Source organism: Herbaspirillum lusitanum, assembly GCF_046025995.1.
GTDB lineage: Bacteria > Pseudomonadota > Gammaproteobacteria > Burkholderiales > Burkholderiaceae_D > Herbaspirillum > Herbaspirillum lusitanum_A.
The window spans coordinates 121,407-142,619 of record NZ_JAQQFM010000003.1 but is presented as its reverse complement, the minus strand read 5'-3'; the positions used below and the strand labels follow the sequence as shown (position 1 = coordinate 142,619).

Below are 21,213 nucleotides of genomic sequence, written 5' to 3'. Positions count from 1 at the left end.
GGCGAGACGCTGTGACTGCCGTGACATCGGTCTGCTACGCCGCCACGGCAATCACATCCGTGCGCCGATTTCAGCTGGCGAGCGCCAGTCGCTGATTACGCGCTTCATAGGCTTTCAGATGCAGATAGGCCAATTGCAGCAGCGTGGTCTTGGCGCCCTTGGCTTCACCGCGGCGGATCAGATCGCCGACGACATGGTCGGCTTCAATGCGGCCGTTGTTGCTGATGTCGCGGAACATGGAAGCGGTCATGCCCGAAGCGTGATCGCCCAGCATGGCGCGCGTGCGATGGAAGAAGGCTTCGCTCGGCGCATGCTCGTAGGCGGCGGCCACGCCGCTGCATTCTTCCAGCACGCTTTCCAGAAATTGCTGGCCGCCCGGTGCGTGCAGGATATCGCCGACGGCAGAACGCATCATGGAAGTGGTGCTGGCCAGGGTCGCCAGCATGATCCATTTTTCCCACATCGATTGCATGATGTCATCGCTCTGGACCGTATCGAAACCGGCGCCCGACAAGGCGTCGAATATCCTGGCTGCGCGCCCTGGCGCCACACTGTCGCGTTCGCCGAAGGTCAGCGTGTGCGCGCTGTTGAGATGTACGATCGCGCCGTCTTCATCAAGCGTGGTGGCGATCAGGCACAGACCGCCCAATATCTTTTCGGCGCCGAAACGTTCGCTCAGGACATCCAGATGTTGCATGCCGTTGAGCAAGGGCAGGATGGAAGTCTGCGGTCCGATGGCGGACGCCACCGATTCGATGGCATTCTCCAGATCGTAGGCCTTGCAGCTGAGAATGACGAGATCGAAATCCGGTCTGAGCTCTGCGCTTTGCAGCAGTTTGGGTGCACGGATGTCCAGATCGCCTTCGGGACTCTTGATCTGCAGACCATTGGCGCGCAGCGATTGCGCGCGTTTTTCACGTACCAGAAATGTCACATCGCGCCCGGCTTGATGCAGACGTCCGCCAAAATAACCGCCGACGGCACCGGCTCCCACGATCAAAATACGCATGGTGCAATCTCCTTTGCGAGATGAGTTTTGATTATTGATATTCCCCGGCGCTGGCGAAAAAAACAGACGCAAATGCGGACGCGACGCAAGCATGATCAGTGGATGAAACATCGCGGCGCGGCGGCCAGGCCGGCTTTGCTTCCTTGTGCGGGCTTATTGTGCCCGCTTTCCGGAATTGTTTCTGACAGCACTTTGGTCTTCGGGTTCGCTACAGGGAAGATGAACTTCGCCCCAGCGCCTGAGCGCTTCGAGCACCGGCTGCAGGGAGCGGCCTTTCCCGGTCAACAGATATTCGTCGCGCGGCGGGTGCGCGCAGTATTGATGACGTTCCAGCAGGCCGGCCTCGACCAGCGCCTGCAGACGTCGCGTCAGCATGGTCGGCGATATCTGCAGGCGCTTGCGAAACTGGTCGAAGCGGGTCTGGCCCAGCATGGCCTCACGCAGAATCAGTATGCTCCACCACTCGCCGATCAGCTGCAGCGTGCAGGCGACCGGACAGTCGGCATCGGCGAAGGATTTATGTCGCATGAATGAGGGCCGGACGAAAACTGTCGCAGTATGGACGACAACAGCGAGATCGTCCGGCGCAGTGAAAGTGCGATGAGACCGGCATTGATCTGAGCAGTGATCAAGCCTGCTTGTAACGCGCAGCGGCATGCTGCAATGACAGATTCGGCCCCAAGGCCATACGCGCATTCTGCAGCGTTTGCCAGTCGGCGATATCGGGCAGCGACGGAATCGTGACGACTTCGCCGAGATCGAGGCCGGCTAGCGCTGCATCCACCATCTCGTCCACGTTCATCAACATCTCGGCCGGCATCGCGTTGATGTCCGTGCCGGCGCGCTCCCAGATTTCAGTGCGGGTGGCGCCGGGCAATACGGCCTGCACGCGCACGCCATCGGCGCTCAGTTCGCGCTGCATGGATTGCGTCAGATTCAGAACGAAAGCCTTGGTCGCGCTGTAGGTGCCGTTGAACAGTTCCGGCGCCAGGGCGAGTACCGAGGCGATGTTGATGATCGTGCCGGACTTGCGCTGGCTGAAGGCAGTTGCGGCTGCGGCGGCCAGACGATGCACGGCGACGACATTGAGTTGAATCATGGTTTCGTAACGATCAACGTCGGCAGAAATCAGTGTTCCGTCGATGGCCATGCCGGCATTGTTGAGCAGCAGCGTGATGCCGGCGTCGTCGCGCAGGCGTTGCTCCACTTTCAGCAAATCGGCGCGCACAGTCAGATCGGCTGCGAGTACATCAGCCTTGACGCCGGTGTCGGCCTGCAACTTCTGTGCGAGCTGCTGCAATCGCTGCTGATCGCGCGCAACCAGAATCAGATCGTAGCCGCGATGGGCCAGACGTTCCGCGTAGGTGGCGCCTATGCCGGTAGATGCGCCGGTAATCAGTGCGGTGCCGGCTTTGGATGTGTGTGTCATGAAATGCTCCTGTACAAGTTTGTGTCGTGAACTGATTCAATCAGCGAACCCTGGATGAAACCTGAATCCGGCACTGACGCTTTGCGCTGCAGAAATGTTGCTTACGCACAGCGTGTTGATGCGAGGCCGAATTGAAATGAAGAACTCAAACTAACTTTCATAAAGATAGTAAGTAGCATTATAGTAGTAAGATCGCGACTGTCAAGCGCGTGCCCTGAATCAACAGGAAAGCGTGTGGATCAGAAGACGACGCGCGGCTTATCGGGCGATAGCCGGCAAGGAGTCAAGAGTGGAGATGTAGGCGGGATGCCAAAATCGGCGGTGAGGCAGATCCGCACAGTTGTGCAGATCTGGCCTTCAGCGCGCAAGTCTGATCAGGCAGCGGGCAAGATAAAAGGAAGATTGGTACGGATCAGCAAGAACAATGCGACCGCGAAGACGACCAGCGCAAAGATACGCTGCAATAGTCTGGCGGGAATCAAGGGCATCAGCACGCGCCCCAGCAGCATCCCGGCCAGCGCGGCCATGACGAAAATCCATCCGCCGGTACCGATGCGTACACCGTGTATCAGCATGCCGATCACGGCGCTGCCGGAGACCAGCGCGATCACCATCAATGAGGTCGCGACGATGCCGTGCATGCCGACATTGCTGAAGCGGCGAAAGGCCGGCACGATCAGAAAGCCGCCGCCGACGCCGAGCATGCCGGTCAGCAAACCGGCGCAGGATCCGATACCGGCGAGCGTCAGCGTACAGCGCAGATCCCATTTGAGTTTTCCGGTGGCGGGGTCGAGCATGCAATTCTTGTGGCGTACGGACAATGCCTGCGTGTGCTGCTTTGCAAGCGCTCCGGACTCGCCCGCGCTGTTGCGCGATTGCGCCAGCATGCGCACGGCCGCGATCAGCATCACCAGCGCAAACACATTCATCAGCCAGCGAGTCGGCGCGTTATGCGCGATCCAGATACCCAACGGCGTCAGCAATGCGCCGGCCGCAGCCATCAGCAAGGCCGCCTTGTAGCGCACGATGCCCTTGCGCAGGCCGTCGAGACTGCCAAGCAATGCTGCCGCGCCCACCGCCAGCAAGGACACCGGCGTCGCATCGGTCAGACTGAAACCCAGCCCCAGGACCAGCGCCGGCACCGCCAGGATGCCGCCGCCGGCGCCCGTCAGGCCGAGCAGGCAACCGATTGCCGTTCCGAGTAGCAAGGTCAGCAGCATGTTGCGCTCAGACGCTGGTCGCGGTCAGCCACTCGCGTCCCTTGAGCATCAACTGCCAATACACTGTCGGCAACACGCTGGTTTTAAGATACCAGGCGCTGCGTCGGGCGATCGTAGGATCGAGCGGAAAGGTCGGCAACAGCTTGCCGCCGTAGCCGAATTCGGCCAGCACGATCTTGCCTTTCTCCACCGTCAGCGGACAGGCGCCGTAGCCGTCGTAGCGTTTCGGCAGCGGCAAGCCTTTGCGCAGCGCCAACAGATTCTCGGCCACCACAACGATCTGCTTGCGCACGGCCGCCACCGTTTTTGCATTGGGTGCAGAACAGACGTCGCCCAATGAAAAGACATTCGGATAGCGCGGATGCTGCAGGGTGGCATGATCGACGTCGCACCAGCCGGCAGCATCGGCCAGCGGGCTGTTGCGTACCACGTCGGGCGAAACCTGCGGCGGCACCACATGCAGAAAGTCGAAGGATTTTTCCACGCGCTGCGTATTGCCTTCAGCATCTTTCACATCGAACCAGGCCAGCTTGCGCTGACCGTCTACACGCACCAGATTGCTGGAAAAGCTTAGTTGCGCGTCGTACTTGCGCACATAACTCATCAGCGCCGGAACGAATGCCGCGACGCCGAACAAGGCGCCACCCGCATTGCAAAACTCCACCTCGATGTCGCGCAGCACACCCCTGCGCAACCAATGATCGCAAGAGAGATACATGGCCTTCTGCGGTGCGCCGGCGCATTTGATCGGCATCGCCGGCTGCGTGAATATCGCCTTGCCCCTGCGCAGCGCCGAAACCAGTTCCCAGGTGTAGGGCGCCAGATCGTAGCGGTAGTTGGAGCTCACGCCGTTGCGACCCAGCGTCTCTTCCAGGCCTTCTATTTTGTCCCAGGCCAGTTGCAGTCCGGGGCAGACAATCAGTTGCTGATAGCCGATACGCGCGCCGTTCGACAGACCGACCACCCGCGCATCGGCATCGAAATAGGAGGCGGCGTGCGGCAACAGGCTGGAGCCCGCAGGCAGCAGCTCGGCCACCGGGCGCGCGGTCTTGCGCACGTCATAGGCGCCGGCGCCGACCAGCGTCCAGGCCGGCTGATAGTAATGGGTGGAGGCCGGCTCGATGATCGCCAGCTGCAATCCGGGTTCGCGCCGCAGCAGACTGGCGGCGACACCTATGCCTGCTGCACCGCCGCCGACAATCACGATGTCGAAGCGCGCGTCGTCGGCCGGCGCCGGGCTGGCTGACGCCGCTCCGCAAGCCAGCCGAGCGGGTGGTTCCGGGTTCTCTGATTCTGTTGCGGCCGCAGGCTCCGGCATCTGTACCTGACTGAACAGATTCGCCGCGCGACCGCCGCTCAGACAATAGGCGAACACGGGGGCCGGCAAAGTAGCCAGCGCATGGCGCATGGCCGATGCCTGTTCTTCGCCGCGCGTACCTTTGGCGACCGGCAGATAGCTGAAGGCCAAGCCGATTGCTGCCGCCTGCGATGCCAGTTGCTTGCTGGACGCATGTTGCCCGCCATCTTCTTCATCCGGCCGCACGCAAATCAGCGAGCGAAATCCGGCAGCGGCAATCTGTTCCAGCTGAGCCACATCGATCTGGCCGGCGACGCTGAAACCGGCACTGAGTTGGCGGAATTGAATGGACATGGCGCAGTTCTCGTGAAATGGTGTGACAGGTAAATACGATGTGCCCTGAGCGACTTAACTGCGCAAACGTCGCATGACCTTGCCGCAATACAGGCTGGACAGCGTCTGCATGACCTGCACGACTTCAAAACTGGCAAGGCTGTAGTAGATGTATTTGCCTTCACGCCGGGTATTGACCAGACCTTCTTCACGCAACACGCCCAGTTGCTGCGACAAGGTCGGCTGATGGATGCCGATCTGCTCTTCCAGATCGCCGACATTGCATTCGCCCTGGGTCAGTTGGCAGAGAATCAACAGGCGATCTTCGTTCGCCATGGCCTTGAGCAGCGCGCAGGCCTTGCTGGCCGAATCGCGCAGCATCAACGCGCCTTCCGGCGAGATGCCGGTGGCGCCGGCGGATGCGTTCGGGGTGTCGTTTTGCTTCATCGTTCAGGATGCGACCGCAGTCGTTATCGATTGAAAGTGCGGAGGATGGCGAACATATTATTGACAGACAAACTATGAGTCAATAATATATTTTTTTATATATTGTTATCAGCGAGGCCTTGCCATGCAGCAAACACCGGTCGCATGCGTGCAGCATTTTTTCGACGCCAATACCTCCACCTTCAGCTATGTGGTGTACGTCGAGGACGGCGGCGAATGTGCGATCATCGATCCGGTGCTCGACTACGACGCCGCTTCGGCGCGCACCTCGACTGCGTCGGCCGACAAGCTGATCGACTTCATTGAAGCCCACGGACTGAAGCTGCAATGGCTGCTGGAAACCCATGCCCATGCCGACCATGTCTCGGCGGCGCCGTATCTGAAACAGAAACTGGGCGGCAAGATTGCCATCGGCGAGCGCATACGCGAGGTGCAGAAGGTCTTCGGCGGCATTTACAACATGAGGCCTGAAGCTGAAGCTTTCGATCACCTGTTCAGCGCCGGCGAACTGTTCAACATCGGCACGCTGCGCGCGCAAGCACTGCATGTGCCGGGCCACACGCCGGCCGATGCCGCTTACCTGATAGAAGGCAGTATGGCCTTCGTCGGCGATACCATGTTCATGCCGGATGTCGGCACCGCGCGCTGCGATTTCCCGGGCGGCAGCGCCGCCACCTTGTATGCCTCGATCCGCCATCTGCTGGCAATGCCGCCGGCCACTGCATTGTTTCTGTGTCACGATTACCCGCCGACCGGACGTGAGGTCATGCACACCACTACAGTGGCGGAACAGCGCGCGCACAATATCCACGTCAAGGATGAGATCACGGAAGCGGAATTCATCGCCATGCGTACCCGGCGCGATGCGACGCTGAAGTTGCCGACGCTGATGCTGCCGGCGATACAGATGAATATTCAGGCGGGTCAATTACCCGCAGAGGAAAGCAACGGCACGCGCTATCTGAAGCTGCCGATGAATCTGAGCTGGTGAAACCGATACAACAAGCAAACAAGCCTTGACGCAGGAGCCGTTCAGCGCGCGAGTAATATTTCCGGCAATTTGCGCAGGGTCCGCGCGAACGGTGCATTGCTGCCCAGCGTGCGCGACACGATCAGGGCTCCCTGCACCATCACCATCGCATCTTCGGCACGCCGCGCCGCCTCGGCTGCATCGATACCGTCTTCTTCCATCACGGCGCTCAGTAGTTTGATGGTATTGCCCATGCTCTGCCTGAGCATCTGCTGAAAATACTCGGCCGCCTCACCTATCGAAAACAGTTCGGTCAGACAAGGCAGCGCGCCCTTTTCATAGAACTCACTCAAGGCAGCACAGTATTTTTTGAGGCGTTTTTCGGGCGGCCCGTCTTTGCTCAGATTCGGCAGCACCGTCTCTCGCATCCAGCCGCCGACCACCTCCATCGCCGCGCGCGCCATGTCGACTTTTCCCTCGGGGAAATAGTGATACAGACTGGACTTTCCCAAGCCGGTTGCCTCCGACAAGCTGGCCAGACTCGCGCCCTGATAGCCGGAACGGCGAAACTCGGCGAGGAGGCGTTGCGCGACTTCTTCACGCGACAAGGTGGCTGCGGGCATGGCGAAATATTCTCTCTGGTTTGACTGAAATCCTGGCCGTTCAGGCTGTTCGAACAACACGGACTGTGCGTCGCATTATAGCCAAGCACATCAACAACGGCGCCTCAAAATATTTGACATGCCGTTTTTCTTCATCTATTGTACCGATCGTTCGGTTCAGATTCAAGCAATTGCCGCTGAATGAACTCAACAACAGTTTTTCCTGCACTCAATCATTCGCATGCCGGGCATGCGGATGGACATCAACCCGATCAGAACCTATCCAGGAGCACTCCATGCATCCCAAGCCAGCCATCCGTCTGTACAGCTTTCCCTTGTCCGGCCACGCGCACCGCGTGCAATTGATGTTGTCCCTGCTCGATCTGCCGCACGACATCATCAACGTCGACCTGCAGGGCGGCGAGCACAAACAGCCCGCCTTCATCGCACGCAATCCGCGCGGCCAGGTCCCGGTGCTCGTAGACGGTGAGATCACGCTGTACGACTCCACCGCGATTCTGGTGTATCTAGCAAAGCAATACGGCGACAAGCAATGGCTGCCCGAAGACCCGCTGACTGCTGCGCAGGTTCAGCAGTTTCTGTCGCTGGCCAGCGGTGAAATATTTGAAGGGCCGAATCGGGTTCGGCTGGTGAAATTGTTCAAGCGCGAACTGGATTACGACCTCGCCCTGCAAAAAGCGAAAGCTGTACTGCAGTTGCTGGAGACACACCTTCAGCAACGCGATTTTCTGGTCGGATCGGGCCCGACCATTGCCGACGTGGCCTGTTACGCCTATGTCGCGCACGTGCCGGAAGGCGGGGTCGAGCTGACGCCCTATCCTGCAGTACAGGCATGGCTGCGCAAGATTGAGGCCTTGCCACGCTTCGTCGGCATGCCGAAGTCGCCGCATGTGACGGCGGCGTAAACCGCCCCGAGAGCAACCCGACATTCAACAGCATCTGCGCCTCGGCGCATGGAGAATCAGATGAAAGAATTCAATTTCTCAGGCGCCGGCCAGGGTGCTCCGGATGCAGCATTCCATCATGGCGAAATGGCGGCGCAGGAGCGTGCCGGCATGCGCGAGAAAATGGCAGGCATCGGCCCCAAGGTGATACGCAACTTCATGCCTGAACAGCATCGCGAATTCTTTGCGCAATTGCCGTTCATCGTGGTCGGCACCCAGGATGCTGTGGGTCTGCCGCAGGCATCGATCCTGGTCGGCAACCCCGGCTTTGTGACGTCGCCCGACGAGCGTCGCCTGCAGATCCATGCCGCACCGCTGCCAGGCGATCCGGCCGCCGTCAATTTTCATGCGGGCGCGCCTGTTGGCCTGCTCGGCATCGAGCCGCACACCCGCCGGCGCAATCGCGCCAATGGCGTGATCGGTGCGACGGACGGACAGGCCATGGAGATCGATATCCTGCAGAGCTTCGGCAATTGCCCGAAGTACATACAGGCGCGTGTCGCTGCGCCGGCCAGGCCGGCGGATTATCCGGCGCCGGTCATCGAAGCAGGTCTGCTGAATGCGGCAATGCGGGCATTGATAGCAAAGGCCGATACTTTTTTCATTGCCACGGCGGTGAACAGCGAAACCCAGGGCAGACATGGCGCCGACGTTTCGCATCGCGGCGGCAAACCCGGCTTCGTTCGCCTCGGCAAAGATGCGCAAGGCGCCGATACGCTGACGGTGCCCGATTTCATCGGCAATTCCTTCTTCAACACCATCGGCAATCTGCTGGTGCATCCGTATGCCGGTTTGCTGTTTCCCGATTTCGAGCGCGGCGATCTGCTCTATCTGGCCGTACACGCCGAGATCATCTGGGAGGGTGAAGAGGTCGCAACCTATGCCGGCGCCCAGCGTTTGTTGCGACTCACGCTCAGGCATGCGCGGCTGACGCCGGCAGCCTTGCCGCTACGCTGGGGGCCGGCTGAACAATCGCCGTTCCTGAACGCGACCGGCGGCTGGCATTGAGTGCGGCATCGCCCATGCAAGCAAACGAAGCGGTCATCAAACTGAAACGGCAATAAAAAACGCGCATGTTTTGCATGCGCGTTTTTCTTTGAAGCGGCCTGAATTTAAACCGCGCTGACGTCCAGTTCGGCTTCCGTCTTTTCGATCACTTCTTCCTTGCTGACGCCGGTCGCCAGCTCGATCAGCTTGAGGCCGTTCGGTGTGACGTCCAGCACGCCGAGGTCCGTGATGATGCGGTTGACCACGCCGACGCCGGTCAGCGGCAGATTGCATTCCTTCAGAATCTTCTTCGAAGTGCTGCCATCCTTGGCCTTGGCCACGTGTTCCATCAGCACCACCACGCGGCCGACGCCGGCCACCAGATCCATCGCGCCGCCCATGCCCTTGACCATCTTTCCGGGAATCATCCAGTTGGCCAGATCGCCCTTGCCGGACACTTGCATCGCACCGAGAATGGCGATGTTGATCTTGCCGCCGCGGATCATGCCGAAGGAATCGGCGGAGCTGAAAAAGGACGAACCGGCGATGGTCGTCACGGTTTGCTTGCCGGCGTTGATCAGGTCGGCATCCACCTTGTCTTCGGTCGGGAAGGGGCCGATGCCGAGCAGGCCGTTTTCCGATTGCAGCCATACTTCGATGTCGCTCGGCACGTGATTGGCCACCAGCGTCGGCAAGCCGATGCCGAGGTTCACGTAGAAGCCGTCCTGCAATTCTTTCGCTGCGCGTGCAGCCATTTCATCTCTGGTCCATGCCATGTTCTTGTCTCCTCAGGTGCGCACGGTGCGTTGTTCGATGCGCTTTTCCGGCGTGGCGTTGACCACGATGCGGTGCACGAAGATGCCGGGGGTGTGGATCTGGTCCGGGTCGAGCTGGCCGACTTCGACCAGTTCTTCGACTTCCACCACCGTCACCTTGCCGGCCATCGCGACGTTCGGGTTGAAGTTGCGCGCGGTCTTGTTGAACACCAGATTGCCGGCCTTGTCGGCCTTCTGCGCCTTGACCAGCGAAACGTCGGCCACCAGCGAACGCTCCATCACATATTTGTCGCCGTCGAATTCGCGGATTTCCTTGCCTTCCGCCACCAGCGTACCGACGCCGGTCTTGGTGAAGAAGGCCGGGATGCCGGCGCCGCCGGCGCGCAGCTTTTCAGCCAGCGTGCCTTGCGGCGTGAATTCCAGTTCCAGTTCGCCGGCCAGATACTGGCGCTCGAACTCTTTGTTTTCGCCAACGTAAGAAGCGATCATTTTCTTGATCTGGCGCGTGCTCAGCAACTGGCCGAGACCGAAACCGTCGACGCCGGCATTGTTGGAAATGGCGGTCAGATTCTGTACGCCGGAATCGCGCAGGGCGGCGATCAGCGCTTCAGGGATGCCGCACAGGCCGAAGCCGCCGACGGCAACCGTCTGCCCGTCCTTGACGATGTCTTTCAACGCACTGGCGGCGTCGGGATAAACTTTATTCACGAGTCTCCTTTCGGGTTCTTTTGGCGCCGCACGCATGAGTGCGCGCGGCATATTGCCGGACTGCTCGCATCCGTGACAGACATGAGGTTCCATTTAGATGGCGCCAAACATCATAGGACAGCGAAATAGGCCATACAATACGGTAAAACTACCTGGCGCAGCGCAGCATTCGCGGCCAGGTGCACGGCAGCAGATGAGGGGCTGCCGGATGCCGAACAAGCATACACCCGCAGCAAAGACATGAGCAAAGTCCCGACCATCGATTTCGAACAGGTATTCATGCACGCGCCTATCGGCATGTGCGTGTCGCACAACCGCGTGATCCAGCAGGCCAATCTGGCGATGGCCGCCATGTTCGGCTACACGCCGCAGGATCTGGCCCAGACTTCCTTCCTGGAAATCTATCCGACCGCCGACGAGTTCGAGCGCACCGGCCAGCGCCTGGTGCCGATCCTCAACGAAAAGGGTTTTTACTCGGACGAACGGATCATGAAGCGCGCCAGTCAGGAAATGTTCTGGTGCCACGTCACCGGCCATTCGCTGGTGCAGGGCGATCCGCACGCAGCCGGAATCTGGACCTTCGAAGACGTCAGCGCCAAGCGGCCGATTGCGCCCGGACTGACGCCGCGCGAACGTGAAATCGCAGCGTTGCTGGTGGAAGGCAAGACCAGCAAACTGATCGCACGTCAGGTCGAGCTGAGCCCGCGCACGGTGGAAATGCACCGTGCCCGGCTGATGCGCAAGTTTGCTGCATCGACCTCTTCCGAACTGGTGCACAAGCTGCTCAGCATCACGCCCTGAGTTCTTGTTTGCAAGACGGATCCCGCCGGCAACATTGCCGCAAACTCCGCTAACTTATCCGGCGCATCAAAGCTCCAACTTCGCAAACCGTTCCGCCAGAAAATCCAGCATGGTGCGCAAGGTCGCCGGCATATGCTTGCGCGAGGCGTAGACCGCATACATGTCGAGCAAGGTCGGCTCGTATTCCGGCAACAGCTGCGCCAGTTGCCCGGAGCGGATCAGCGGCGCCGCCGAATAGGCCGGCATGTGGCCGATACCGACGCCGGCCAGCACCGCCTGCAGCAATACCGTCACTTCATTGGCGCTAATGCTTCCGCTGACAGCCACCGAGGCCGGCACGCCGTCGCGCTCGAACTGCCACAGGCTCTTGCCGACATAGGAATGGGTCAGGCAATTGTGCAGGGCCAGATCCTCGACCCGCGTCGGCGTGCCATGCCGGCTCAGATAGGATGGCGCGGCGCAGATCACCGAATGGCACACGCCCAGCTTGCGCGCGATCAGATTCGGCTCGAGCCGGGTGGTCATGCGTATCGCCAGATCGATGCGCTCCTCCACCAGATTCACGGTGCGGTCCAGCGCCACCAGGTCCACCGCCACCTGCGGATAACGCCGGCCGTATTCGACCACCGCCTGAATCAGCAAGGTCTGCGAAAACGAGGTGCTGGAGGTGATGCGCAACAGGCCGCGCGGCGCATCCAGCGGCTCGGCCACGGTGTTGCGCAGGTCCTCCGAATATTCCAGCATCTGACGGCAGCGCGGCAGGATGTCGGTGCCGGCCGGCGTCAGGCTCAGGCGGCGCGTGGTTCTGTGCAGCAAGCGCTTGCCGACCCACTCTTCCAGCTCCGCCACATAGCGCGACACCACCGGCCGCGACAGATCGAGCTGCTGCGCCGCCGCCGACAGGCTGCCGCAATCGACCACGGTCACGAACACCTGCATGGCGGTCAGTCTGTCCATGGATGTCCTTGACGACGAAGAGCGGCATCGAAGCTGAAAAAATGAACAATAGGCAAGACTTCACTCATCTGAACGATTTAAGAAACAAACTATGTTCAATTATGCTGTTTTTCGAACATAAATAAAGCCCTAAGCTTCGTTCATCACCTTTTTATTCCGAAAGCCAGCAATGACGAACGCACCGATCAACACCACCCGCCGCCTGACATTCAGGCTGGCTGCCGCCCTGGCCGGGCTGAGCCTGCTCTCCGCCGGCCCGGCGCACGCCGCCGAAACCAAGACCGCAAGCGCGCCGCAAGCGCAAGCACTCAAGCTGCAGCCCTACAACGCCGGCGCCAAGGGCTTGTTCCCGGTGGCCTCGGTATTGATCGAAGGCCGGCGCGACGCGATTCTGGTGGATGCGCAATTCGGACGCGCGCAGGCTGAAGAGCTGGTGCAAAAGATCCGCGACAGCGGCAAGCGCCTGACCACGATCTACATCAGCCACGGCGATCCGGATTATTACTTCGGCCTGGAAACCATTCATGCCGCCTTCCCCGAGGTAAAGATTCTGGCCACCGCGCCGACCATCGCCCACATCAAGGAAACGCGCGCCGCCAAGCTGGCATTCTGGGGCCCGAAGATGGGCGCCGATGCGCCGGGCGCCACCATCGTGCCGCAGGCACTGAAAGGCGACCACCTGACGCTGGAAGGCAAGCGCCTGCAGATCATCGGTCTGAAGGGGCCGCAGCCGGATCGCACGGTGCTGTGGATTCCATCCATCAAGGCGGTGGTCGGCGGCATTCTGGTCAACGGCAATCGCCATGTATGGGTCGCCGATACCCAGAGCCTGCAATCGCGCAAGGACTGGCTGGCCGGCCTGGCCCGCATCGAACAGCTCAAGCCTGAAATCGTGATCCCCGGCCACTACGCGGAAGGCGCGCCGTTGAATCTGCAATCGGTGAAGTTCACCGAAGACTATCTCAAGGCCTTCGACGAAGAGAACGCCCGCACCGCCAACTCGGCCGAGCTGATCGAGGCCATGAAGAAACGCTTCCCGGACGCCGGCCCGACCTCCTCGCTGGAGCTCAGCGCCAAGGTGATCAAGGGCGAAATGAAGTGGTAAGCAGCCATCGCAGCATCAAACTCAGCACAACACTCATCCACATAAAGGACATCACATGAACATCGCCATCATCGGCGCCAGCGGCAATGTCGGCAGCCGCATTCTGGAAGAAGCACTGCGGCGCGGCCACAGCGTGACGGCACTGGCGCGCAACACGGCGGGCATCGCCGCCCGCGCCGGCGTCACCGCCAAAAACGTCGACGTGCTCGACAGCGCCGCGCTGAGCGCCGCCGTCCGGGGGCACGACGCCGTGATCAGCAGCGGCCGCTTCGCCGCCTTCAAATCGGCCGACGTACTGGGCCCGCTCAAGCAGGCCGGCGTCAAGCGTCTGCTGGTGGTGGGCGGCGCCGGGAGTCTGGAAATCGCACCCGGCAAGGCGCTGCTCGACCTGCCCGACTTCCCGGCCGAATACAAGCCGGAAGCCAGCGCCGGACGCGTGTTCCTGGAAGAATTGCGCAACGAAAAGGAACTGGACTGGACCTTCATTTCGCCGTCGGCGCTGTTCGTGCCGGGCGAGCGCACGACCACCTTCCGTCTGGGTAAGGATGCGCTGCTGACCGCTGCCGACGGCAAGAGCTGGATCAGCTACGAGGACTATGCCATCGCTCTGCTGGATGAGCTGGAACAACCCAAGCATATCCGCCAGCGCTTCACGGTCGGTTACTGATGCGCTGATAATCAGGGCTCAGGCGCCAGCGATCCGGTCGCGCGCGCAGCCATCGCGAGCACGCCGTCTTCCTTGTGAAACGGCGTGCTTGTCTATCTCACGGGGAAAAAAGTGAACGCCACTTTGCATTACATTTACGATCCGCTGTGCGGCTGGTGCTACGGCGCCGCGCCGCTGGTGGCTGCCGCGCGCACGGTGTTGCCGGTGGCCGCGCATGCCGGCGGCATGATGGCCGGCAGCAGCAGTCAGCCGGTCACGCCGGCGCTGCGCAATTACGTGATGCCGCACGATCAGCGCATTGCCGGCATGACCGGCCAGAGCTTCGGCGAGAACTACTTCAACGGCTTGCTGCAAGACAGCGGCGCAGTATTCGATTCGGGCCCGCCGATTGCGGCGATCCTGGCGATGCAGGCGCTGGACGGTCGCGGACTCGACATGCTGAGCGCGATCCAGCTGGCCCATTATCGCGACGGCAAACGCATCGCCGATGTCGCGGTGCTGCGCGCGCTGGCGCAAGACCTGAATGTCAACCCGGAAGAGTTCGACCGCGCCTATCGCCATGCCGAAAACGAGGAACTGGATCAGCACATTGCAGACAGCCGCGCATTTCTCAACGAGGTCGGCGGTCGCGGCTTCCCCACCTTCGTCCTGCAGCGCGGCGATGAGCTGAGCGTGCTCGATGCCGGCCGCTGGCTGGGCCGGCCGGATCACTGGCTGGAATTTTTGCAGATGACAATTGCGGCAGATCGCTCTGCAGAATCGTCCGCACAAAATGACGATGCCGCGCAATGCGGCATCGATGACAAGAACTGCGGCTGAAGCAGCGTGGCGCCCGGTCTGCACACGCAGACCGGGCGCCTTCAACAAGCTACACAGGCAAACCCAGCGCGCGCAATTGCGCGGTCGTCTCCGCCGCATCGACATGATGGATCGCGTGCCAGCCGAGCGCACGCGCAGCTTCCACATTCTTCGCCACATCATCGATGAACACCAGCTCGGAAGGCTGCAGATGGCTCAGGTGCCGGCTGTAGCGCTGCAGCGCAATCTCGTAGATGCGCGCATCCGGCTTGATCACACGCTCGTCGCCCGACACCACGATGTCGATGAACAGCTGCAGGAAATCGTAGTTGTCGCGGGCGTAGGGAAAAGTCTCGGCCGACCAGTTGGTCAGCCCGAACAGCGGCACGCGCTGCGCATGCAAGTTGCGCAACAGGCTCACGCCTTCATCCAGCGGACCGCGCAGCATTTCTTTCCAGCGATCGTAGAAGGCGCGGATCAGGCTCTCGTGCTGCGGATGCTGCGCCACCAGAAGCTCGGTGCCGTCGCGCAGGCTGCGTCCCGCATCCTGCTGCACGTTCCAGTCGGAAGAGCAGACTTCCTGCAGAAACTTGATGCGCTCGTTGTCGTCGGCAATCAGGTGCTGATAGACGTGCAGCGGACTCCAGTCGAACAGCACGCCGCCGAAATCGAACACCACGGCGCGGATGCCGCCGGTGCTGAGATAGTCTTTCTGGAAGGAATCTGAAATAGCCATACGCTCCTGCAATTTGAACAGTGGAAGCGAAGATTGTAGAGGAGTCTGGCAATGAATGCGGCGATGCAGCGCTTCAGATCGCAATCATCCCTGGACTATCGAACCCAAAACCGATAGCACAGGCGCGCCCTCATTCGCTCAGACCCTGGCCTCTTTCAGATTCGGCAGCAACGCCGTCAGCAAACCCACCAGCGGCAGGAAGGAGCAGATGCCGTAGACGAAGCGGATGCCATAGAGGTCGGCCAGATGGCCCAGCAGCGCGGCGCCGATGCCGCCGAAACCGAACATCAGGCCGAAGAACACGCCCGAGATCAGCCCGACCTTGCCGGGGATCAGCTCTTGCGCATAGACCACGATGGCCGAAAAGGCGGAAGACAGGATCAGGCCGACGCAGACCGACAGCACGCCGGTCCAGAACAGATTGGCATAAGGCAGCAGCAAGGCGAAGGGCGCCGCGCCGAGGATGGAAAACCAGATCACCGTCTTGCGTCCGAGCTTGTCGCCGATGGGGCCGCCGAAGAAGGTGCCGACCGCCACCGCGCCGAGGAACAGGAACAGCAGATATTGCGAATCCGCGACCGGCAGCTGGAAGCGGTCGATCAGATAGAAGGTGAAATAGCTGGTGAAGCTGGACATGTAGAAGTACTTGGAAAACACCAGCAGCGCCAGCACGATCAAGGCCCTGCGCACCGCTGCCGGCGCCAGCTGATGCCTGGCCGCGGCCCTGGCCTTCTTGATACTGGTCGCCAGATGATGGCTGTACCAGTTGCTCATGCGCAGCAGGATCACGATCGCCAGCACCGACAACAGGCCAAACCAGGCCACATGACCCTGACCGAAGGGCACCACGATGGCGGCCGCCAGCAGCGGTCCGAAGGCCGAGCCGGCATTGCCGCCGACCTGGAAGGTCGATTGCGCGAAACCGAAGCGGCCGCCCGAAGCCAGCCGCGCCACGCGCGAGGCTTCAGGGTGAAAGGTGGAGGAGCCGATGCCGATCAGCGCCGCCGCCAGCAGACAACTGTAGAAACCGCCGGCCATCGCCAGCAGCAGTACGCCGATCAGCGTGAAGACCGCGCCGCAGGACACCAGATAGGGCTTGGGATGTTTGTCGGTGTACATGCCTATCCACGGCTGTATCAGCGAAGCGGTGATCTGAAAAGTCAGCGTGATGAGCCCGACCTGGGTAAAGCTGAGACCGTAGTTGGCCTTGAGCATCGGATAGATCGACGGCAGCACCGCCTGGATCAGGTCATTGATCAGATGCGCGAAGCCGGCCGCCAGCACGATGCGCAGCACCAGCGGAGAGTTGCCGCTGGGCGCCGCGGCGGCAGATGAAGATGAAGAAGCTGAGGCGGCCGCAAGGGCTTCGCCGGAAGAGTTTGCATTCATGGTGATGATCAGGACAAAGTGAGCCGGCGTCGGCGCGACGCGCGAGGAGTCGTAAAACAAGCGAGGCCTCAATGGTATATTGGCATCCATTCATGGCAATGCCATTTTTCATCGAATAAGTGACATCATGGTTCTACGCAAGGTCAGCACCAGCACCGACGCCGCCCGTCTGCAAACGCTGCCGCAGACGGTGGTGGCCTTCAGCCGCGAGCTGGCGCATGACGAATTGCTGGAGCAGCATTCGCATCCGCGCGGGCAGTTGCTGTACGCGGTCGAAGGCGTGATGCAGGTGCGCACGCCGCAGGGTCTGTGGGTCATTCCGCCGCAACGGGCGCTGTGGGTGCCGCCGCATGTGGCGCATGAAATCCGCATGCTGAGCAAGGTCAGCATGCGCACGCTTTATATGCGGCAGGAGGAAGCCGAACGCATTGGTCTCGATTGCCTGCTGCTGGAAGTCAGCGGTTTGCTGCGCGAACTGATTCTGGCGTTGCTGGCCGAAGCCAGCGATTACGACAGCGCCGGGCGCGGCGGCCATCTGGCGCAGTTGATCCTGTCCGAAATCCAGAGCGCCGAACGTATTGCCCTGTCCATTCCCTGGCCGCGCGACCGCCGCCTGCTGGCCATCTGCGAGGCCCTGCTGCACAACCCGGGCAGTCCGAATGCGCTGGAGGACTGGGCCGCGCAAGCCGGCGCCAGCCCGCGCACGCTGATCCGGCTGTTTCCGAAAGAAACCGGCCTGCATTTTCGCCACTGGCTGCAGCAAGTGCAGATTTCAGATGCGCTGCTGCGGCTGGCGCGCGGTGAGAGCGTGGAACGCATCGCTCAGCATCTCGGCTATCGCAGCACCAGCGCCTTCAGCAGCATGTTCCGCCGCGTCATGGGCAAAACGCCGGGACACTATGCGGGGGAAGCCCGGGCGCGACGCTACTGAGCTGGCGGAAAAAGGCGACTGTGTCGCACTGTATTGCTTGCGATTGTCGGCAATCGGCGTTTCGTCGACGGTTGACGATCACCGCGCCGCCGCTCACAGCGTTCTGAAAAACTCGAACAGCTCCGGCACGTCCGCATAACCGACGTTGAAGCGGAACGAAGCCTGCTGCGGCGTCGACAGGTGAAAGAAATCCCCGGGCGCCAGCCAGATGCCTTTTTGCCGCGCACGGTCGGCAATCTCGCGCGCCGACAGCTCGCTGCCCTCCAGCGTGGCCCAGGAAAACATGCCGCCGCGCGCCGTAGTGAACGGCGTCAGGCCGGCTTCGCTGAGCTTGGCGTTGAGCTTGGATTGCGCGCTCAGCAGCGTGGCATTGAGCGTCTGCACGTGACGGCGGTGATGGCCTTCGGTCAGCACGTTATGCACCAGGCGCTCATTGATTTCGGAATTGGTCAGCGTCAGCACCATCTTGGTATGCACGATCTGGCGCGCCAGATCACGCTGACAGGCGATGTAGCCGACCCGCAGCGAAGGCGCGATGGTCTTGGAATAGCTGCCGACATAGATCACCCGCTGCAAACCGTCCAGCGCCGCCAGAAGCGGATCGGTGGCCTGCCCCAGTTCGCGGAAGATATCGTCTTCCACTACCCAGAAACCATGCCTTTCGGCAGCCTGCAGCACGCGCATGGCGCAGGCCGGGGTATACGACGTGCCGGTCGGATTGTGCAGCACGCTGGTGGTGAAGAACAGCTTGGGCCGGTGCGTGCGCGCCAGGCTTTCCAGCATCTCGGTATCGACCCCGCCCGGGGTGCGCGGCACGCCGATGACGTTGAGCCCGGCCAGCCGCAGCATGGCGATCAGATTGCAATAGCCGGGGTCGTCGATCATCACGGTATCGCCATGCTGGGTCATGGTGCGGATGATCAGATCGAGCGCCTGCGTGGCGCCGTGCGAGGTCAGGATCTGGTCGATGCTGACCTCCAGCGACCAGTTGGCCAGGAACTGTGCGATCAGCTGGCGCAGCGGCGCATAGCCGAAGGGATGACCGTAGCCGACCTGCTGCGAACCCGGCGAGCGGATGATGCGACGCTCGGCCTGATGCAAGCCTTCATCGTTGAGCCATTTGCCGGGCAGCCAGCCGCAACCGGCCTTGATCGGCACGCGCTCGTCGGCAAACATTTCCGACAACAGCCAGGCCGAGTCGATCACCGGCTCCGGCGCCGAAAACGCCAGCCGGGTGCTGGCCGGCGCGCCGCGTGCGGAAACGAAGAAGCCGGCGCCGCGCCGCGCCAGCAGCAGACCGCGCGCCACCAGTTGCTCATAGGCTTCGACCACGGTGGAGGCGCCGATGCTGTGGCTGTCCGCCAGTTGCCGCACCGAGGGCAGGCGCTCGCCGGAACGCAATTCACCGCGCTCGATCAGCTGCGCCAGACCGTCGGCCACCTGCTCCACCAGCCGGGCGGCGGTGTTTCTCTGCAAATCCAGTTGCACGCTCTCGCGCGGCGCCTTGGCCATGTCGCATCTTCCTTTTCAGCGGCGTCGCCGTTGGCATCCCTCAGGCTGCCGGCGAGCAAATATGGGCAACACAGTTTACCGAAACTGCCAATACAGTTTCCTAGCTAATTCAAAAGTGTATCTAACAATACTGACGCTGTCTCGCAATAATCATCCATCCCGGGAATTGTCCCGCCTCTTACCCTTACCGATGGTGCCCACGATGACGACCACTCCGAAGGACGGCCTCTCCGCTTACTGGATGCCCTACACCGCCAACCGCAACTTCAAGGCCAGCCCGCGCATGCTGGTATCGGCAGAAGGCATGTATTACCGCGACGACGCCGGCAATGCGATCCTGGACGGTACTGCCGGCCTGTGGTGCGTGCCGCTGGGCCACGCCCAGCCGAAGATCGTCAGCGCCGTGCAGAAATCGGTGGCGACGCTGGATTACGCGCCCTCCTTCCAGCTCGGCCACCCTAGCGCCTTCGAACTGGCCGAACGCCTGAAGAAATATACCGGCGGCCGTTTCTCCAACGTGTTCTACACCGGCTCCGGCTCGGAAGCGGTGGACACCGCACTGAAGATTGCGCTGGCCTATCACCGCGCACGCGGCAACGCCACCCGCACCCGTCTGATCGGCCGCGAGCGCGGCTATCACGGCGTCGGCTTCGGCGGCATGTCGGTGGGCGGCATCGGCGGCAATCGCAAGACCTTCAACTCGGCGCTGCTGCAAGGCGTGGATCACCTGCCGCACACCCACAATCTGGAAAAGAACGCCTTCACCAAGGGCGAGCCTGAATACGGCACCCATCTGGCCGATGAGCTGGAACGACTGGTCGCGCTGCACGACGCCTCCAACATCGCCGCAGTGATCGTCGAGCCGGTGGCCGGCTCCACCGGCGTGCTGATTCCGCCCAAGGGCTATCTGAAGCGCCTGCGCGAGCTGTGCACCAAGCACGGCATCCTGCTGATTTTTGATGAAGTGATCACCGGCTTCGGCCGCCTGGGTACGCCGTTCGCGTCCGATTACTTCGATGTCGAACCGGACATCTTCACCACCGCCAAGGGCCTGACCAATGGCGTGGTGCCGATGGGCGCCGTGTTCGTCAAACCTGAAATTCATGACGCCTTCATGAGCGGCCCCGACGGCATCGAGCTGTTCCACGGCTACACCTATTCCGGTCACCCGCTGGCCTGCGCGGCCGGTCTGGCATCGCTGGACATCTTCGAACAGGAAGGCATTCTGGAGCAGGCGCAAAGCGTGGCCGGCTATTTCCAGGAAGCGGCGCATGCGCTGCGCGGTCTGCCGCATGTGATCGATATCCGCACCATCGGCCTGATCGCCGGCATCGAACTGGAATCGCGTCCGGGCAAGGTCGGCGCGCGCGCCTACGAAGCCTTCACCCGCGCATTCGACGACGGCGCGCTGATCCGCGTCACCGGCGACATCATTGCACTGTCGCCGCCGCTGATCATCAACAAGCAACAGATCGACGAGCTGTTCGGCAAACTGAGTGCGGTCCTCAAGAACCTGGCCTGATCTTGCCGCCACGAATGCGGCGGCCGTCGTGCCGCCGCGCTGACGGCCACCA

Annotated in this window: 22 protein-coding genes; 9 read left to right on the top strand and 13 right to left on the bottom strand. The window is 61.5% G+C overall.

Features of this window, described 5'->3' with window-relative positions; translation table 11 throughout:
• Positions 1-70 precede the first annotated feature (70 nt).
• The 6 genes from panE to PQR62_RS06510 form a co-directional block, all read right to left on the bottom strand.
• Positions 71-1,009 carry a 2-dehydropantoate 2-reductase gene (panE, locus tag PQR62_RS06535; RefSeq protein ID WP_408156019.1) on the bottom strand — a complete coding sequence of 313 codons (939 nt, stop codon included), beginning with the start codon at positions 1,007-1,009 and terminating at the stop codon, positions 71-73.
• Between the two features lie 153 nt (positions 1,010-1,162).
• Positions 1,163-1,537 (bottom strand): winged helix-turn-helix transcriptional regulator, encoded by a 375-nt coding sequence (locus PQR62_RS06530; protein WP_408156017.1) that lies wholly within the window; start codon positions 1,535-1,537, stop codon positions 1,163-1,165.
• A gap of 100 nt (positions 1,538-1,637) precedes the next feature.
• A complete protein-coding gene (locus tag PQR62_RS06525) occupies positions 1,638-2,438 on the bottom strand; it encodes an SDR family NAD(P)-dependent oxidoreductase (protein WP_408156015.1) in 801 nt (266 codons plus the stop codon).
• A gap of 374 nt (positions 2,439-2,812) precedes the next feature.
• Positions 2,813-3,658, bottom strand: a complete 846-nt coding sequence (locus tag PQR62_RS06520) for a sulfite exporter TauE/SafE family protein (protein ID WP_408156013.1) — start codon at positions 3,656-3,658, stop codon at positions 2,813-2,815.
• Between the two features lie 7 nt (positions 3,659-3,665).
• On the bottom strand, positions 3,666-5,303 hold the full coding sequence (locus PQR62_RS06515) for a bifunctional protein tyrosine phosphatase family protein/NAD(P)/FAD-dependent oxidoreductase (RefSeq protein WP_408156854.1): 1,638 nt from the start codon (positions 5,301-5,303) through the stop codon (positions 3,666-3,668).
• Between the two features lie 60 nt (positions 5,304-5,363).
• Positions 5,364-5,669 (bottom strand): ArsR/SmtB family transcription factor, encoded by a 306-nt coding sequence (locus tag PQR62_RS06510; RefSeq protein WP_408156852.1) that lies wholly within the window; start codon positions 5,667-5,669, stop codon positions 5,364-5,366.
• A gap of 190 nt (positions 5,670-5,859) precedes the next feature.
• Between PQR62_RS06510 and PQR62_RS06505 the strand changes: the two genes are divergently transcribed.
• Positions 5,860-6,726: an MBL fold metallo-hydrolase gene (locus PQR62_RS06505; RefSeq protein WP_408156010.1), complete on the top strand. Its 867-nt coding sequence runs from the start codon at positions 5,860-5,862 to the stop codon at positions 6,724-6,726.
• A 41-nt stretch (positions 6,727-6,767) separates the two neighbouring features.
• Here PQR62_RS06505 and PQR62_RS06500 read toward each other — a convergent pair whose 3' ends face one another.
• Positions 6,768-7,328 (bottom strand): TetR/AcrR family transcriptional regulator, encoded by a 561-nt coding sequence (locus tag PQR62_RS06500; protein WP_408156008.1) that lies wholly within the window; start codon positions 7,326-7,328, stop codon positions 6,768-6,770.
• Positions 7,329-7,603: 275 nt separating this feature from the next.
• On the opposite strand from PQR62_RS06500, the gene PQR62_RS06495 reads away from it, so the two are divergent.
• On the top strand, positions 7,604-8,233 hold the full coding sequence (locus tag PQR62_RS06495; protein WP_408156005.1) for a glutathione S-transferase family protein: 630 nt from the start codon (positions 7,604-7,606) through the stop codon (positions 8,231-8,233).
• A gap of 60 nt (positions 8,234-8,293) precedes the next feature.
• The gene (locus PQR62_RS06490) at positions 8,294-9,280 is read left to right on the top strand and encodes a pyridoxamine 5'-phosphate oxidase family protein (RefSeq protein ID WP_408156003.1); all 987 of its coding nucleotides are present in this window, start codon (positions 8,294-8,296) and stop codon (positions 9,278-9,280) included.
• A 104-nt stretch (positions 9,281-9,384) separates the two neighbouring features.
• Here PQR62_RS06490 and PQR62_RS06485 read toward each other — a convergent pair whose 3' ends face one another.
• Both PQR62_RS06485 and PQR62_RS06480 read right to left on the bottom strand, forming a co-directional pair.
• Complete coding sequence (locus tag PQR62_RS06485; protein ID WP_408156002.1) at positions 9,385-10,035, bottom strand: 3-oxoacid CoA-transferase subunit B; 651 nt, start codon at positions 10,033-10,035, stop codon at positions 9,385-9,387.
• Positions 10,036-10,047: 12 nt separating this feature from the next.
• On the bottom strand, positions 10,048-10,743 hold the full coding sequence (locus PQR62_RS06480; protein WP_408155999.1) for a CoA transferase subunit A: 696 nt from the start codon (positions 10,741-10,743) through the stop codon (positions 10,048-10,050).
• A 240-nt stretch (positions 10,744-10,983) separates the two neighbouring features.
• Between PQR62_RS06480 and PQR62_RS06475 the strand changes: the two genes are divergently transcribed.
• Positions 10,984-11,544 (top strand): LuxR C-terminal-related transcriptional regulator, encoded by a 561-nt coding sequence (locus tag PQR62_RS06475; protein WP_408155997.1) that lies wholly within the window; start codon positions 10,984-10,986, stop codon positions 11,542-11,544.
• 66 nt (positions 11,545-11,610) lie between these two features.
• Here the strand turns inward: PQR62_RS06475 and PQR62_RS06470 are convergent, their stop codons facing one another.
• The gene (locus PQR62_RS06470) at positions 11,611-12,501 is read right to left on the bottom strand and encodes a LysR family transcriptional regulator (protein ID WP_408155994.1); all 891 of its coding nucleotides are present in this window, start codon (positions 12,499-12,501) and stop codon (positions 11,611-11,613) included.
• Between the two features lie 169 nt (positions 12,502-12,670).
• Between PQR62_RS06470 and PQR62_RS06465 the strand changes: the two genes are divergently transcribed.
• The 3 genes from PQR62_RS06465 to PQR62_RS06455 all read left to right on the top strand — a co-directional run bounded on the left by PQR62_RS06465 (position 12,671) and on the right by PQR62_RS06455 (position 15,092).
• Positions 12,671-13,606, top strand: a complete 936-nt coding sequence (locus PQR62_RS06465) for an MBL fold metallo-hydrolase (RefSeq protein ID WP_408155991.1) — start codon at positions 12,671-12,673, stop codon at positions 13,604-13,606.
• A 55-nt stretch (positions 13,607-13,661) separates the two neighbouring features.
• A complete protein-coding gene (locus PQR62_RS06460) occupies positions 13,662-14,273 on the top strand; it encodes an NAD(P)-dependent oxidoreductase (protein WP_408155989.1) in 612 nt (203 codons plus the stop codon).
• Positions 14,274-14,384: 111 nt separating this feature from the next.
• Positions 14,385-15,092 (top strand): DsbA family protein, encoded by a 708-nt coding sequence (locus tag PQR62_RS06455; protein WP_408155986.1) that lies wholly within the window; start codon positions 14,385-14,387, stop codon positions 15,090-15,092.
• A 49-nt stretch (positions 15,093-15,141) separates the two neighbouring features.
• On the opposite strand, the gene PQR62_RS06450 is transcribed toward PQR62_RS06455, so the two are convergent.
• Together PQR62_RS06450 and PQR62_RS06445 are read right to left on the bottom strand one after the other, a co-directional pair.
• On the bottom strand, positions 15,142-15,807 hold the full coding sequence (locus PQR62_RS06450) for an HAD family hydrolase (protein WP_408155984.1): 666 nt from the start codon (positions 15,805-15,807) through the stop codon (positions 15,142-15,144).
• A 138-nt stretch (positions 15,808-15,945) separates the two neighbouring features.
• A complete protein-coding gene (locus tag PQR62_RS06445) occupies positions 15,946-17,196 on the bottom strand; it encodes an MFS transporter (protein WP_408156850.1) in 1,251 nt (416 codons plus the stop codon).
• A 127-nt stretch (positions 17,197-17,323) separates the two neighbouring features.
• Here PQR62_RS06445 and PQR62_RS06440 point away from each other — a divergent pair, with 127 nt between their 5' ends.
• Positions 17,324-18,127: an AraC family transcriptional regulator gene (locus tag PQR62_RS06440; RefSeq protein WP_408155981.1), complete on the top strand. Its 804-nt coding sequence runs from the start codon at positions 17,324-17,326 to the stop codon at positions 18,125-18,127.
• A gap of 93 nt (positions 18,128-18,220) precedes the next feature.
• On the opposite strand, the gene PQR62_RS06435 is transcribed toward PQR62_RS06440, so the two are convergent.
• Entirely contained in the window at positions 18,221-19,639 is a 1,419-nt protein-coding gene (locus PQR62_RS06435) for an aminotransferase-like domain-containing protein (RefSeq protein WP_408155978.1), read from the bottom strand.
• A 202-nt stretch (positions 19,640-19,841) separates the two neighbouring features.
• Here PQR62_RS06435 and aptA point away from each other — a divergent pair, with 202 nt between their 5' ends.
• Positions 19,842-21,161 carry an omega-aminotransferase AptA gene (aptA, locus tag PQR62_RS06430; RefSeq protein ID WP_408155975.1) on the top strand — a complete coding sequence of 440 codons (1,320 nt, stop codon included), beginning with the start codon at positions 19,842-19,844 and terminating at the stop codon, positions 21,159-21,161.
• Positions 21,162-21,213: the final 52 nt, after the last annotated feature.